This window comes from Streptomyces rugosispiralis (assembly GCF_024505145.1).
Classification (GTDB): domain Bacteria; phylum Actinomycetota; class Actinomycetes; order Streptomycetales; family Streptomycetaceae; genus Streptomyces; species Streptomyces rugosispiralis.
Map to the genome: position 1 here is coordinate 38,921 of NZ_JANIAA010000007.1, position 14,277 is coordinate 53,197.

General features: G+C 73.2%; 10 protein-coding genes and 1 riboswitch. Of the genes, 6 read left to right on the plus strand and 4 right to left on the minus strand.

All coding sequences use genetic code 11. The features are described 5' to 3' along the window. Nucleotide 1 precedes the first annotated feature (1 nt). Nucleotides 2–1,363 (plus strand): aspartate aminotransferase family protein, encoded by a 1,362-nt coding sequence (locus NP777_RS14030; RefSeq protein WP_256650484.1) that lies wholly within the window; start codon nucleotides 2–4, stop codon nucleotides 1,361–1,363. 85 nt (nucleotides 1,364–1,448) lie between these two features. Here NP777_RS14030 and NP777_RS14035 read toward each other — a convergent pair whose 3' ends face one another. Next, nucleotides 1,449–3,476, minus strand: coding sequence for a PucR family transcriptional regulator ligand-binding domain-containing protein (locus tag NP777_RS14035; RefSeq protein ID WP_256650485.1), 2,028 nt, complete (start codon nucleotides 3,474–3,476; stop codon nucleotides 1,449–1,451). A gap of 234 nt (nucleotides 3,477–3,710) precedes the next feature. Between NP777_RS14035 and NP777_RS14040 the strand changes: the two genes are divergently transcribed. From NP777_RS14040 to NP777_RS14060, 5 genes are all read left to right on the plus strand, one after another. After that, nucleotides 3,711–5,186, plus strand: a complete 1,476-nt coding sequence (locus NP777_RS14040; RefSeq protein ID WP_256650486.1) for a sodium:solute symporter — start codon at nucleotides 3,711–3,713, stop codon at nucleotides 5,184–5,186. 53 nt (nucleotides 5,187–5,239) lie between these two features. Further along, the gene (locus NP777_RS14045; protein WP_256650487.1) at nucleotides 5,240–6,943 is read left to right on the plus strand and encodes a thiamine pyrophosphate-binding protein; all 1,704 of its coding nucleotides are present in this window, start codon (nucleotides 5,240–5,242) and stop codon (nucleotides 6,941–6,943) included. Nucleotides 6,944–7,084: 141 nt separating this feature from the next. After that, a complete protein-coding gene (locus NP777_RS14050) occupies nucleotides 7,085–7,810 on the plus strand; it encodes an ABC transporter ATP-binding protein (protein WP_256650488.1) in 726 nt (241 codons plus the stop codon). Continuing rightward, on the plus strand, nucleotides 7,792–9,048 hold the full coding sequence (locus NP777_RS14055) for a hypothetical protein (RefSeq protein ID WP_256650489.1): 1,257 nt from the start codon (nucleotides 7,792–7,794) through the stop codon (nucleotides 9,046–9,048). Before NP777_RS14050 ends, NP777_RS14055 begins: the two co-directional genes overlap by 19 nt. A gap of 105 nt (nucleotides 9,049–9,153) precedes the next feature. Next, complete coding sequence (locus tag NP777_RS14060; RefSeq protein ID WP_256650490.1) at nucleotides 9,154–10,251, plus strand: LOG family protein; 1,098 nt, start codon at nucleotides 9,154–9,156, stop codon at nucleotides 10,249–10,251. 89 nt (nucleotides 10,252–10,340) lie between these two features. Here the strand turns inward: NP777_RS14060 and NP777_RS14065 are convergent, their stop codons facing one another. The 3 genes from NP777_RS14065 to NP777_RS14075 form a co-directional block, all read right to left on the minus strand. After that, complete coding sequence (locus NP777_RS14065) at nucleotides 10,341–11,378, minus strand: ABC transporter ATP-binding protein (RefSeq protein ID WP_256650491.1); 1,038 nt, start codon at nucleotides 11,376–11,378, stop codon at nucleotides 10,341–10,343. Continuing rightward, the gene (locus NP777_RS14070) at nucleotides 11,379–12,992 is read right to left on the minus strand and encodes an ABC transporter permease (RefSeq protein WP_256650672.1); all 1,614 of its coding nucleotides are present in this window, start codon (nucleotides 12,990–12,992) and stop codon (nucleotides 11,379–11,381) included. A gap of 95 nt (nucleotides 12,993–13,087) precedes the next feature. Next, on the minus strand, nucleotides 13,088–14,161 hold the full coding sequence (locus tag NP777_RS14075) for a thiamine ABC transporter substrate-binding protein (RefSeq protein WP_256650492.1): 1,074 nt from the start codon (nucleotides 14,159–14,161) through the stop codon (nucleotides 13,088–13,090). Next, nucleotides 14,157–14,261, minus strand: a riboswitch (TPP riboswitch). Its footprint overlaps the gene before it by 5 nt. Nucleotides 14,262–14,277 lie beyond the last annotated feature (16 nt).

The window sequence follows — 14,277 nt, forward strand, 5'->3', positions numbered from 1 at the left end:
AATGAGCGCCGACCTCTCCAAGACGGCGTACGACCACCTGTGGATGCACTTCACCCGCATGTCGTCGTACGAGAACTCCCCCGTGCCGACGATCGTGCGCGGTGAGGGCACGTACATCTACGACGACAAGGGCAAGCGGTACATCGACGGCCTGGCCGGCCTGTTCGTGGTCAACGCGGGCCACGGCCGGGTCGAACTGGCGGAGACGGCCTACAAGCAGGCCCAGGAACTCGCCTTCTTCCCGGTGTGGAGCTACGCCCACCCCAAGGCCGTCGAGCTCGCCGAGCGGCTCGCGGGCTACGCGCCCGGCGACCTGAACAAGGTCTTCTTCACCACCGGCGGCGGCGAGGCCGTCGAGACCGCGTGGAAGCTGGCCAAGCAGTACTTCAAGCTCGTCGGCAAGCCCACCAAGCACAAGGTCATATCCCGGGCGGTGGCCTACCACGGCACCCCGCAGGGCGCCCTGTCGATCACCGGCCTGCCGGGGCTCAAGGCCCCCTTCGAACCGCTGGTCCCCGGCGCCCACAAGGTTCCCAACACCAACATCTACCGCGCCCCGATCTTCGGTGACGACCCCGAGGCGTTCGGCCGCTGGGCCGCCGACCAGATCGAACAGCAGATCCTCTTCGAGGGCGCGGACACCGTGGCCGCGGTCTTCCTCGAGCCGGTGCAGAACGCGGGCGGCTGCTTCCCGCCGCCGCCCGGGTACTTCCAGCGGGTCCGCGAGATCTGCGACCGCCATGATGTGCTGCTCGTCTCGGACGAGGTCATCTGCGCCTTCGGGCGGCTGGGCACGATGTTCGCCTGCGACAAGTTCGGCTACGTCCCGGACATGATCACCTGCGCCAAGGGGATGACCTCCGGCTACTCCCCGATCGGCGCGTGCATCGTCTCCGACCGGCTCGCCGAGCCCTTCTACGAGGGCGACAACACCTTCCTCCACGGCTACACCTTCGGCGGTCACCCGGTCTCGTCCGCCGTGGCCCTGGCCAACTTCGACATCTTCGAACGCGAGGGACTCAACCAGCATGTGCTGGACAACGAGACCGCGTTCCGCTCCACGCTGGAGCGGCTGCACGATCTGCCGATCGTCGGCGATGTCCGGGGGAATGGTTTCTTCTACGGCATCGAGCTGGTGAAGGACAAGGCCACCAAGGAGTCCTTCGACGAGGAGGAGACCGAGCGGATCCTCTACGGCTTCCTCTCCAAGGCGCTGTTCGAGAACGGGCTGTACTGCCGCGCCGACGACCGCGGCGACCCGGTCGTCCAGCTGGCCCCGCCGCTGATCGCCGACCAGACGGTGTTCGACGAGATCGAGCAGGTGCTGCGGACGGTGCTGACGGAGGCGTGGACCAAGCTCTGAGGCTGACGCCCGCGGCTCAGCGGATGTCTGCGGCTCAGCCGACATCCGCAGCTCAGCCGACATCCGCAGCTCAAGCCCTCGCGTTTCACGCCCACTTGAGGGCGAACCACAACTCCATACGGACGTCCGCGTCGCCCAGGTCCACATCCAGCAGGGCCCCGGCGCGGGCGATCCGCTGACGGACCGTATTGCGGTGGACCTCCAGTGCCACCGCGGTACGGTCCCAGCTGCCGTGCAGCGACAGCCAGACGCGCAGCGTCTCCAGCAGCGCCGGCGCGCCCTCGAGCGGCGCGAGCAGGGCCCGGCCGTGCGCCCCCGCCTCGGCCGGGTCCACCAGCGAGCCGACCCCGCCGCCGCCGGCCGGGCCGCCCCGCACCAGCGGCACCCGCTCGGCGACGGCCCGCCGCAGCGCACGGGCGGCGTCGGCGCCACCGCGCGTCAGGTCCGCGGCCGGTACCGGCGCCCCGACGCCCAGGGTCCAGCCGGGCTGCGCCCGTACCTCCCCCTCGCCGGGGACGAGGGCGCTCAGCGCGTCCCCGTCGAGGTCGACCAGCGGTGTCCCGAGCCCGGCCGCGAGCGCCGCCGTGGCCAGCAGCCCGTCGTCCCGCCCGCGGCCGCGCCGCCGCCCGCGCACCACGGTCCACAACCCGCCATCCTCCGTCGGCTCGGGGGACGCCCCCGGGTGTCCGGGCTGCCCTGGCACCCCCGGCTGCCCCGACTGGCCTGACGTCCCCGGGTGTCCTGGCGCCCCGGGCTGTCCCGGCTGACCCGGCTGCCTCGGGTGTCCCGGGTGTCCCGGGTGTCCTGGCGCCCCCGACTGGCCCGGGTGTCCCGACTGGCCGGACGTCCCCGACTGTCGCGACCGGCCCGCCTGGCCTGGCGTTCCTGGCGTCCCCGGCTGGCCCGTCTGTCCGGGCTGCCCCGGCGTCCCCGGGTACCCCAGCTGCTCCGGCGCCCCTGACTGTCCCGACTGTCCCGACTGCCCCCGCGTCCCCGACTGCCCCCGCGTCCCCGACTGGCCCAACTGCCCCGGTGTCCCCGGGTGTCCGGACTGCCCCCTCGTCCCCGACTGCCCCGGCGTCACCGGCTGTCCGAACCCCCGCGCCCCCGACCGGCCTGACTGCCCTGGCGTCACCGGCTGCCCCGACTGCCCCGGCGAGGGGCTCAGCAGCCCCGCCACCCGCGCCGGTTCGGCGCCGAGCATCAGCCGCACCAGGGCCGATGTGCGCTCGGCCTCGGCCCCGACCACCCGCCGGGCCGTCAGCAGTGACAGCAGCACCACGGCCACCCCCACGATCGCCCCGTCCGCCCCGTCCCGCCGGGGCGCGCAGACGCCGAGCGCGAGCCGGTCCTCCGGCCCCGCCGGGCCGCCCAGTCCATACGCGGTCAGCAGCAGCTCCTCCCCGGCCGCGCCGGTCGCCCTGCCCGCCGCCGAGGACGGGCCCGAGCGCAGCCGCGCCGCGAGCGCGCCGAGCGCCCTACGGGCCTCGCGCGGCGGCCGCGTCCCGGCGGCCGCCAGCTCCGCACCGTCCGGGGCGTCGTCCGGGCCGGTCGGGCCGGTCGGGCCGTAGAGCACCGTCCAGGCCCCGAGGTGCTGGCTGAGCTGCCGCAGCACGGCCGGTACGGGGTGCGGGCGCGCCGCGGCGGTCGCCAGCGACTGCTGTGCCTCGGTAAGGCTCCGCAGCTCATGGTGGCGGCGCTCGGCCATCGCGTCCCATACGGCGCTCGCCACGGCCGTGAAGGTCGTCCGCCGGGGCACCTCCACCAGCGGCAGCCCGTGCCGGTCGCACGCCTCGGCCAGCGCGCGGGGCACCGTGTCGTGCACCGGCGCGATGCCGAAGCCGAGCGCCGACGCGCCCGCCTGGACCGTACGGGCCACATAGCGGTCCCAGTAGGTGCCGGCGCCCGCCGCCTCCGGACAGTGCACCCCCGCGCTGAGCAGCAGCTCTCCGCCCAGCAAATACGGGACGGGGTCCTCCATCTCGCTGGTGTGGACGAAGTACACGGGCGTGTCCGTCGAGCGCCCGCCCGCGACCTGCCGCAATCCCAGGGCGGGGTGGCGAAGGAGGGTGGAGAGCGGGACGGGGGCCGTCGGGGGGACGCGGTCGTTCATCACGGCGGGCCTCGCGAGGGGATGGTTCGTACATCCCGGGGATCGGGAGTGGAGGAAACGTACACTTCCCGGACGCTTCGGCGGCACCTAGGGTCTCCGTCACTCCCCACATTCCCCCTCCCACCGGGGCTCGATCCCCGCGGATCGCCGGACCTCCCCGATCCCGTGCGTCCCCGCCCGACGTCCCGACCTCCCGACCGCCAGCCGACCCCCGCCGGACCGAGGAGCACCGCCATGACCGCTGTCGACTACACCGTGATCGTCGTCTATCTCGCGGGCATGCTCGCGCTCGGCTGGTGGGGGATGCGCCGCACCAGCTCCACCAGCGACTTCCTGGTCGCGGGGCGGCGGCTGGGGCCGCTGATGTATTCCGGGACGATGGCCGCGATCGTGCTCGGCGGCGCGTCCACCATCGGTGGCGTCGGGCTCGGCTATCAGTACGGGCTCTCCGGCGCCTGGATGGTCATCACCATCGGCCTCGGGCTGCTGGCGCTGTCGGTCTTCTTCTCGGCGCGCATCGCCCGGCTCAAGGTCTACACCGTCAGCCAGATGCTGGACCTGCGCTACGGCGGCTCCTCCGGGCTGATATCCGGCATCGTGATGTGGGCCTACACCCTGATGCTCGCGGTCACCTCGACCATCGCCTACGCCACCATCTTCGACGTGATCTTCGGGCTGGACCGAGTCGTCGCCATCGTGCTCGGCGGGGCGATCGTGGTCTGTTACTCGACGCTCGGCGGCATGTGGTCGATCACCCTCACCGACATGGTGCAGTTCGTGGTCAAGACGGTGGGCGTGCTGCTCCTGCTGCTGCCGATCGCGGTGGTGAAGGCGGGCGGCTTCGACGCGATGAAGTCCGAACTCCCCCACGGCTACTTCTCCCCCATGGGCATCGGCGGCCAGACCGTCTTCACCTACGTGCTCATCTACTCCTTCGGCATGCTGATCGGCCAGGACATCTGGCAGCGGGTCTTCACCGCCCGCGACGACCGGGTCGCCCGCCGCGGCGGCACCGCGGCCGGTACCTACTGCCTGGCCTACGCGGTCGCGGGCGCGATCATCGGCACGGCGGCCAGGGTGCTGTACCCCAAGCTGGGCGCCCCGGACGACGCGTTCGCCACCATCGTCAAGGACGCCCTCCCGGTGGGTGTGAAGGGGCTGGTGCTGGCCGCCGCGCTGTCCGCGGTGATGTCCACCTCCTCGGGTGCGCTGATCGCCTGCGCGACGGTGGCCAACAACGACATCTGGGCCCGGCTGCGCGGCCGTCCGCTCCGTACGGCCGGCGCCTCCCATGACGAGGTCGGCGGCAACCGCGTCTTCATCCTCGTCATGGGCGTCGCCGTGATCGGCATCGCCGTGGTGCTCAACGATGTCGTCGAGGCGCTGACCGTCGCCTACAACATGCTGGTCGGCGGGTTGCTGATGCCGATCCTGGGCGGGCTGCTGTGGAAGCGCGGCACGGGCGCGGGCGCATTGGCCTCGGTCGGTGTCGGCGGCCTCACGGTCATCGCGCTGATGGGGTGGAAGGGCATCCTCGCCAACGAGCCCATCTACTTCGGGCTGCTGGCCTCGCTGGTGGCGTACGTGGCGGTCAGCCTCGCCACCAAGCCGACCGACGCGGCGATCCTGGACGCCTGGCGGCGACGGCTGGCCGGTGAGCCCGCCGCCACCGCCTCCGAGACCACCAGTCCGGCCACCGCAAGCGCCTGACACCACATCACGCTCGCTCTCTTCGATACACATCGTCAGAAAGGCACCAATCCATGCCCACCGCACAGCGTGCGCGTCACGGCGGCGATCTCGTCGTGGAGTCCCTCACCGCGCTCGGGGCGAGCACCGTGTTCGGGCTTCCCGGGCAGCACGCTCTCGGGGCGTTCGACGCGCTGCGGCGGTCCGGGCTCAGCTACGTGGGGCTGCGGGTGGAGAACAACGCCGGGTTCGCCGCCGACGCCTTCGCGCGTGTCACCGGCACGGTGGCGCCACTGCTGGTCTCCACCGGGCCGGGGGCGCTGATGACGCTCGCCGCGCTGCAGGAGTCGGCGGCGGCATCCGCACCCGTCCTGGCCATCGGCAGCCAGGTGCCGACGGCGGGGCTGGGCGGCGGGCGCAAGGGCTATCTCCATGAACTCGTCGACCAGAAGGCGTCGTTCCGCGACGTCGTGAAGTCCGTCCACACGGTCCGTACGGCCTCCCAGATCCCCTCCGCGGTCGCCGCCGCCTGGGCGTCCGCGCTGGAGGCGCCCGCCGGGCCGGTGTGGCTGGAGATCCCGCAGGACGTGCTGCTCGCACCGGTCTCCGTACCGCCGGTGACCTCCCTGCGGGCCGAGCCCCGGCCGCTGCCGCCCCGGTCCGAGCTGACGGCGGAGGCCGCCAGGCTGCTCAACGCCGCCGAGCGTCCGGTGATCCTGGCCGGGGGCGGAGTGGTGCGCGCCGGGGCGGGGCAGGAGCTGCGGGCGCTGGCCGAGGCGCTGGACGCGCCCGTGGCGACGACCTTCGGCGGCAAGGGCGCGTTTCCGTGGGATCATCCGCTCTCGCTCCAGTCCTGGCTGGAGGACGCGCACACCACCGAGTTCCTGGAGGACGCCGATGTCCTGCTGGTCGTCGGCTCCGGACTCGGTGAACTCTCCTCCAACTACCACACGTTCCGCCCGCGCGGCCGCCTCGTCCAGATCGAGGCCGACCTCGGCAAGCTGGAGTCCAACCACCCGGCGCTCGGCATCCACGCCGACGCACGTGAGGCGCTGACCGCGCTCGCCGAGGCCGTCACGCCCCGCCCGCCGGGCACGGCGGCCAAGGCCGCGGCCGGGCTGCTCACCCAGGTGCGGGAGCGGATCGACGCACAGGGCCTGGAGCTGGAGCGGCGGGTGCTGGCCGCGGTGCGGAACGCGCTGCCCGACGACTCCCCCAGCTTCTGGGACATGACGATCCTCGCCTACTGGGCCTGGTCCGCCTTCGATCCGCGTGCGGGCGCCCTGCACTCGGCGCAGGGCGCGGGCGGCCTCGGCTACGGCTTCCCGGCCGCCCTCGGGGCCGCCGCCGCGGACCGCGGCCGGCCGGTGCTGGCCGTGTCGGGCGACGGCGGCGCCATGTACTCGATCGCCGAACTCGCGACCGCTCATCAGTACCAACTCCCTGTCACCTGGCTGATCGTGGACGACGGCGGCTACGGCATCCTGCGCGAGTACATGACGGACACGTTCGGCGAGGCGACCGCCACCGAACTGTCCCGCCCGGACTTCGCCGCGCTGGCCGAGTCCTTCGGCGTACCGGCGGTCCGTACCACACCCGAGCGGCTGCACGCGGACCTCGCCGACGCCCTAGCGGCCCCCGGGCCGTCGGTCGTGGTACTGCCCGCGCTGCTGCGGATGTTCGCGCCCACCCATCTCGACCGGCTCGCCGACGGCGGCCCCGATGACGGCCCCGGTCCCGATCGGCCGTGCTCGCAGCCCGGCCCCGATCAGGGCTGATCGGAGGAAATGGGGGCCACCCGCGCCGAGCCTGGGCGCGGGCCCCCACCCGAGTCCTTACCGTGCCAGTGACCCATTGGCTCCGTGCTCGTTCACCCAACCCGGGAATGAGACGATCGCAGGTAAGGCGAGGTGCTCGGGATGGTGGCTCCGCCGGACGACGACATGCTCGCGGCACGCACCGTGTCGTACGCCTACGGCGGCTCGCCCGCCCTCATCGGGGTCTCCCTCAACGCCCGGAAGGGTGAGATCGTCGGGGTCACCGGTCCACGCGGCTGTGGCAAGACCACCCTCCTCGCCTGTCTGGCGGGCCAACTCGTCCCGGACAGCGGGGAGGTCTGGTTCAAGGGCGTCCCCGTGCACTCACTCCCCCCGCTCGGCCTCGAACGGCTACGGCGCGAACACTTCGGCTGGATCGGCACCGAACCCCAGCTCGTCCCCGAACTCACCGCCTGGGAGAACGCCGCGCTCGCCCTGATGCTGCGCGGCACCGGGCGGCGCGCCGCGAAGAGCGCCGCGTGCGAGTGGCTGGACCGGCTCGACATCGGCGAGTGCGCCCGGGCGCGGCCCGCCGCGCTGCTGCAGTCACAGCGCCAGCGGGTCGCGCTCGCCCGCGCGCTGGCCGCCGGGCCCAGCGTGCTCTTCGCCGACGAGCCCACCGCCCCGCTGCACCAGACCGACCGCGGCCAGGTGCTGCGCACCCTCACCTCGGCGGCCCGCTCCCACGGCATCACCGTGGTCCTCGCGACGCACGACCAGGAGGTGGCCACCCTCGCCGACCACACCGTCGCCCTGCTCGACGGGCGCCGGGTGGGCTCGGACCTCTCCGAGGCGGAAGGCAGGGCCGCGTGCTCAGCCTCCGCCTAGCCCGCGGCGCCGGCCCGTCGGTGCTGCTGCGGCGGGCGCTGGTCACCGTCGCGGCGGCGGGCGCGAGCTTTCTGCTGCTGAGCGCCCTCGGGTTCGCCTCGGGCCATCCGGACGGCTCGCAGGACGCGGTGGGGCGGCTGCTGTGGTGTCTCGTACCGCTGGCCGCGACCGTCCAGCTGGCCGTCGCCGTGGGCCGCGCCGACCCCAGCACCGGCCCTGGCCCCGGTTTCGCCGCGGCCGGGGTCGGCCCGGCCCGTGCGGCGCTGCTCGCGGCGGTCTCGATGTCGGCCGCCTGTGCGCTCGGCGGGGTACTGGCGCTGCTGGTCTTCCTGCATCTGCGCGGCGATCTCGGCGGCTCCTGGCTGGACTGGGCCGGAAGCGGATCGGCCGGCCGACAACTCGGCGGCGGCCGGTCGCTGCCCCTGGCCGGTACGGTCACGCTGCTCGCCGTCGTCCCCGTGGTGGTGGGCGCGGCGTGTGCGGCCGCGCTGTGGCCCCGGCAGCCGCGGGCGGTCCACCAGCCGGTCCGCGGACCACGGGGCGCCCGGCGCCCGGCGGCCCCGGCCCGGCCCACCGTGGTGACGGGGCCGGTCGCGCCCCGGCCCCACCAGGCCACCTCCGGACTCCCCTGGGGCATCGCCCTGACCGCGGCGGGACTCGCCCTGCAGGCGTACGCGAGCGGTAACGCGCCCCCGCTCCCCGACGCCCTGCTCGCCGTGCCCGGCCGGCACGGCGGCAACCCGCCCGGTGTGGTGGGCGGCTGGGCACTGGCGGCGCTCGGGCTGGTGCTGGCCGGGCCCGGCCTCACCCATCTCTGCGGCAGGCTGCTGGCCGTCGGGCGGCCGGGCGTGCTGCGGCTGCTGGCCGGACGGATGCTCCAGCAGGAGGCCGGGCTGATCGGACGCCCGGTCGGCGCGCTGTGCGCCCTGGCCGCCGCCGGATTCACCGTCCTCGAGCTGTACGGACGGGCCTCCGGACCGTCCGGCGCCCATGCCTTCGGCCCGCTCACCGGTCTGGGCGCGGCCCTGGTCACGCTGTGCGCCGCGGCCACGGCCCTGACCGCGGTCGTGGAAGCGAGGATCGCGCGCGAGCGCACGACGGCCGCCCTGGTCCGCCTCGGCGCCCCGGCCCGGCTGCTGCGCGGGGCGGCCGCGCTGCGCACGACGGCGCTGCTGGCGCTCCTGGTGCCGCTGGTGTGGGTGGTGGCGCATCTCACGGCGATGCCGTTCCACCGCTGAAATTCCCGGGTGTCGGTGTTCATGCCTGGATTGTGCGGCGAAGCGGCCCAGTCACGATCGCCCTAATCCACAGCCCCCCACCTCCGGTGTGATTAGCATATCGGCGTGCAGGAACCAGACCGGGAAATAGAGTCCATCGAGGAGTTCGACCAGGTCGTCGCCCGCGGCACCCTGGCCGGGTTCCGGGTCCAGTCAGTGGACCTGACAGGCCGTACGGCCGCGCTCCTCTCCACCGACACCAGCGAGTCCGTCTTCCTCGGCTGCCCGATGGAGACCGAGGCGGCGGCGAAGGTCCGGGCCGGGGGCGCGCTGGTGTTCCCGCCGGTGCCGGATCTGCCGTTCGATCCGTACCGCGGCACCCTCTACTCCCCCGCGGAGCTCTTCGAGGGCCTCACCGAACACGGTTACGCGCGGACGCCGGACGCGCTCGGCTACGCCTGGTTCCAGCGGACCAAGAACGACGGCGACATCTTCGCCTCGATGCTGCGCTCCATCCACGACGACGCGGTCTCCGACGCGCTCGACGAATTCCTCGTCGGGACGCGGGTGGTGGGCGTCATGGGCGGCCACGCGCTGGAGCGCGGCTCCGAGGGATTCGCGGGCGCCGCACGCCTCGGCCGGGCCCTGGCGCGGACCGGTCTCACGGTCGCGACGGGCGGCGGACCGGGCGCGATGGAGGCCGCGAACCTCGGCGCCTACGCGGCCCCGCACGAGGACGCGGTGCTGGACGAGGCGCTCCAACTGCTCGGCGCGACGCCCTCCTTCCGGCCGTCCATCGGGGCCTGGGCCGAAGCCGCCTTCGCGGTGCGCGAGCGCTGGCCGGACGGCGGGGCGTCGGTCGGCATCCCCACCTGGTTCTACGGGCATGAGCCGCCGAACGCGTTCGCCTCGCACATCGCCAAGTACTTCGCCAACGCCACCCGTGAGGACGGGCTGCTGGCGCGCTCGACCGCGGGCGTGGTCTTCCTGCCGGGTGCCGCCGGGACCGTCCAGGAGATCTTCGACAACGCGACGCCGAACTACTACGAGTCGCGCGGTGAGCCGACCCCGATGGTGCTGGTGGACCGGGACCACTGGACCCGGCGGCTGCCGACCTGGCCGCTGCTCGAAGCGCTCGCGGAGGGCCGGTCCATGAAGGCCCGTATCGCTCTGGTGGACACGGTGGACGAAGCGCCCGAGGCGCTGCTGTCGATGCTGGGCTGAGCCGGCCTCAAGGAGGCGCCGAGTACCAGCCGAGTACCAGCCGAGTACCAAAGGGAGCGCTGAGCACCAGGGCGGGCGAGGCCCCGGCGTCAGGGCTCGGGGTCCAGGAGCACCACGTCGGCCGGGTCGATGGCCGCCCCGACCCTGGCCCCCGTCTCCGGGGCGTCCCGCAGGGCGCAGGACGCCTCCAGATGCGGTGCGGCCGGGTCCGACAGCCGCAGGATGAGCGCCACATGGTCGCCGCGGAAGGTGCGCGCCGCCACGGTGCACGCCAGACCCTCCTCGGGGTCCGTCAGCCGCACCCCGGCCGGGCGGACCAGCAGCCTGCCGGGGCCCGGCCGGGAGCCGGGCGGCACGGGCAGCTTGCCCCATACGGTCTCGGCGACCTCGCCGTGCACGATCGCCTCGACCACATTGTCGAAGCCGAGGAAGCGGGCGACGAACTCGGTGGCGGGCCGCTGCCACACCTCCAGCGGGGTGCCGGTCTGGGCGATCCGGCCGTTCTCCATCACCACCACCCGGTCCGCGAGCGCGAACGCCTCCCCCTGGTCGTGGGTGACCGCGAGGACGGTGGTGCCCAGCCGTTCGAAAAGCTCGCGCAGCTCCACCACCAGCCGCTCGCGCAGCCCCCGGTCGAGCTGGCCCAGCGGCTCGTCCAGCATCAGCAACTTGGGCCGCGGGGCCAGCGCGCGGGCGAGCGCCACCCGCTGCTGCTCGCCGCCGGAGAGCGCGTCGACGGGGCGGCGCTGAGCGCCCGGCAGCCCCACCAGCTCCAGCAGTTCGGCGACCCGGCGGTCCGCCTCCGCGCGGCCCACCTTGCGCATCCGTAGCCCGAAGGCGACGTTGCCGCCCACGTCCCGCTGCGGGAACAACTGGTGGTCCTGGAACATCAGCCCCACGCCGCGCCGGTGCGTGGGCACTCCGCTCTGGTCTCGTCCGGCGAGCCACACCCGGCCCGCGTCGGGGCGCTGCAGCCCGGCCACCACCCGCAGCATGGTGGACTTGCCGCTTCCGCTCGGCCCCAGCACACAGACCGTCTCGTGCTCGGAGACCTCCAGGTCCACGGTCTCCAGCGCGTCGCGCCGGCCGAACCTTACGGTCACCTCGTCCAGTCGCAGCAGCGTCATTCAGAACTCTCCGGAACGGTCGGTGCGGATGCGCTCGAGCGCCAGCAGCGATCCGGCGCAGACCAGCATCAGGATGGTGCTCAGGGCCATCGCCTGCCCGTAGGTGAGCTGTCCGGCCCGGCCCAGGAAGCGGGCGATGGCCACCGGGAGGGTCGGATGGTCGGGGCGCGCGATGAAGACGGTCGCCCCGAACTCGCCCAGGGAGACGGCGAACGCGAAGCCCGCCGCGACCGCCACGGCCCGTCCGACCAGCGGCAGGTCCACCTCACGCCAGACCCGCCACGGTGACGCCCCGAGCACGGCCGCCGCCTCCCGGAGCCGGTGGTCCACCGCCCGCAGCACCGGCAGCATGGTCCGTACGACGAAGGGCACGCCCACCAGGGCCTGGGCGAGCGGCACCAGGACCCAGGAGGCGCGCAGATCCAGCGGGGGCTCGTCCAGGGCGATCAGGAACCCGAATCCCACGGTGACGGCCGAGGTGCCGAGCGGCAGCATCAGCAGCGCGTCGAAGCCCCGCACCAGCCTGCCCGCCTCACGGGTGAGCGCCGCGGCGGCGAGACCGCCGACGACGAGGGCGAAGACGGTGGCGACCGCCGCGTACCACAGCGAGTTCCCGACGGCCTCCATGGGAGCCACGAAGAAGGTGCCCCCGCTGTCGGCGGCCGACCGCAGGGCCTCGTAGTAGGTGAGGCCGTAGCCGTCCGGTCCGTGCAGCGAGCGCTCCACCAGCACCGCGAGCGGGGTCACGATCAGCAGCGCGACGACCGCCAGCACGCCCCACAGCAGCGCCCACTGGGCCGGGCCCTTCGGGCGGCGCGCGGTGCGGCCGGGGTCGACGAGCCGCAGCGCGCTCTCGCGGCGTCTTACGGTCCGCGCGTGCAGGGCCAACACGCCCGCGACCGCGGCGAACTGGACCAGGGTCAGCACCGCGGCCGTGGGAAGGTCGAGCAGCTGCGCGGTCTCCCGGTAGATCGCCACCTCCAGGGTGGCGAAGCGGGGGCCGCCGAGGATCTGGATCACGCCGAAGGAGGTGAAGGTGAACAGGAACACCATCAGCGCGGCGGCGGCCACGGCGGGGGCCAGCGCGGGCAGCGTCACCCGGCGCCAGGCCGACAGCCGGCTCGCGCCGAGCACCCTCGCGGCCTCCTCCTGACGCGGGTCGAGCTGGGCCCACAGCCCGCCCACGGTCCGGACGACGACCGCGTAGTTGAAGAAGACATGGGCCAGGAGGATCGCCCAGACGGAGGTGTCCAGCCGCACCCCCCAGAGCTCGTCCAGCAGCCCGCCCCGGCCGAGCAGGGCCAGGAAGGCCGATCCGGCGACGACGGTCGGCAGGACGAACGGCACGGTCACCACGGCCCGCAGCAGCCCCTTGCCGGGGAAGTCGAAGCGGGCGAAGACATAGGCGCAGGGCAGCGCCACCACGAGCGTGAGGGCGGTCGACGCGACCGCCTGCCAGCAGGTGAACCACAGCACGTCCAGCGTCGCCGGGTCGGTCACCACCTCGGCGATACGGCCGAACCGCCACCGCCCGTCGACACGCAGCCCCCGGGTGACGATGGCGGCCACGGGATAGGCGAAGAAGACCGCGAAGAAGGCGAGCGGCACCGCCATCAGGGCGAGCCGGAGGGCGGTCGCGCGACGGCCGCCGCGGTCCGCCTTGTCGGCCTTACGGTGGTCGTCGGCCTTCTTACGGTTCTCGCGGGGCTCTACAGGACCAGTGAGGACCATGTCTTGACCCACGGCTCACGGTTCTTGGCGATCTTCTGCGGTGCCAGGGTGGCCGAGTCGGCGATCCTGACCCCGTACCGGGTGAACAGCTCCGGCAGCTTGGCGTCCTCGCGCGCCGGGTTGACGTACATGTTCAGCGGGACGTCCTCCTGGAACCGCTTGCTCAGCAGGAAGTCCAGCAGCGCCTTGCCGCCCTTGGTGTTGCCCGCGCCGTTCAGCAGCCCGGCGAACTCCACCTGCCGGAAGCAGGTGCCCGCAGCGACCCCGGTGGGGGCCTTCGCGGGCTTGCTCTTGGCGTCGGCCACCTCGGCCGGCGGGCTGGACGCGTAGGAGACGACGAGCGGCCGGTCGCCCTTGCCGCCGCCGGCCGAGCCGGAGAACCGGTCGTAATACGCCTGCTCCCAGCCGTCGACGACCTCGACGCCGTTGGCCCGCAGCTTCTTCCAGTAGCCCTTCCAGCCGTCGTCGCCGTACTTCGCGGCCGTGGCGAGGAGGAAGCCGAGACCGGGGGACGAGGTGGCCGCGTTCTCGGTGACCAGGAGGTTCTTATAGGCGGGCTTGGTCAGATCGTCCAGCGTCCGGGGCGGCGTCAGCTTCTTGTCGGCGAAGTACTTCCGGTCGTAGTTGACGCAGATATCGCCGAAGTCGACGGGGGTGACGCGGTGCTCGGCCCGGTCGAGCTGAAGGGCCGCCGGGACCTTGTCGAGCCCCTTCGCCGTGTAGGGAGTGAACAGGTCGTTGTCGAGGGCGCGGGAGAGCAGGGTGTTGTCGACACCGAAGAACACATCGCCCTGGGGGTGCCCCTTGGACAGGATCGCCTGGTTGACGGCGGCTCCGGCGTCGCCCCCGGCCTGCACCCGCACCTTGTAGCCGGTCTCCTTGGTGAACTCCTTGAGGACCGCCTTGGAGGCCGCGAACGAGTCATGCGTGACCAGGGTGACCGTCTTGGAGTCCGAGCCGCTCTTGGTGTCCTCGCCGCACCCGACGAGCGCGCTCAAGGCCAGTGAGCCGAGGAGGGCGGCCGAGATGGCACGCCGAAGCTGGCTGTTCATGGTGATGTTGACTCCCTACGCCGGTATGACCCGGATCAGGTCCGAGGGTCTGCGGCCGTGCCGCACTCTCAGCGCTCTGAGCGCTCCCCTGTCGGAATGTTCACTTGTACGGATGT

Excerpts from the sequence above, each read along its gene's own strand:
- NP777_RS14030 (WP_256650484.1), top strand. The coding sequence starts at position 2 with ATGAGCGCCGACCTCTCCAAGACGGCGTACGACCACCTGTGGATGCAC.
- NP777_RS14035 (WP_256650485.1), bottom strand. The coding sequence starts at position 3,476 with ATGAACGACCGCGTCCCCCCGACGGCCCCCGTCCCGCTCTCCACCCTC.
- NP777_RS14040 (WP_256650486.1), top strand. The coding sequence starts at position 3,711 with ATGACCGCTGTCGACTACACCGTGATCGTCGTCTATCTCGCGGGCATG.
- NP777_RS14045 (WP_256650487.1), top strand. The coding sequence starts at position 5,240 with ATGCCCACCGCACAGCGTGCGCGTCACGGCGGCGATCTCGTCGTGGAG.
- NP777_RS14050 (WP_256650488.1), top strand. The coding sequence starts at position 7,085 with ATGGTGGCTCCGCCGGACGACGACATGCTCGCGGCACGCACCGTGTCG.
- NP777_RS14065 (WP_256650491.1), bottom strand. The coding sequence starts at position 11,378 with ATGACGCTGCTGCGACTGGACGAGGTGACCGTAAGGTTCGGCCGGCGC.
- NP777_RS14070 (WP_256650672.1), bottom strand. The coding sequence starts at position 12,992 with ATGGCGGTGCCGCTCGCCTTCTTCGCGGTCTTCTTCGCCTATCCCGTG.
- NP777_RS14075 (WP_256650492.1), bottom strand. The coding sequence starts at position 14,161 with ATGAACAGCCAGCTTCGGCGTGCCATCTCGGCCGCCCTCCTCGGCTCA.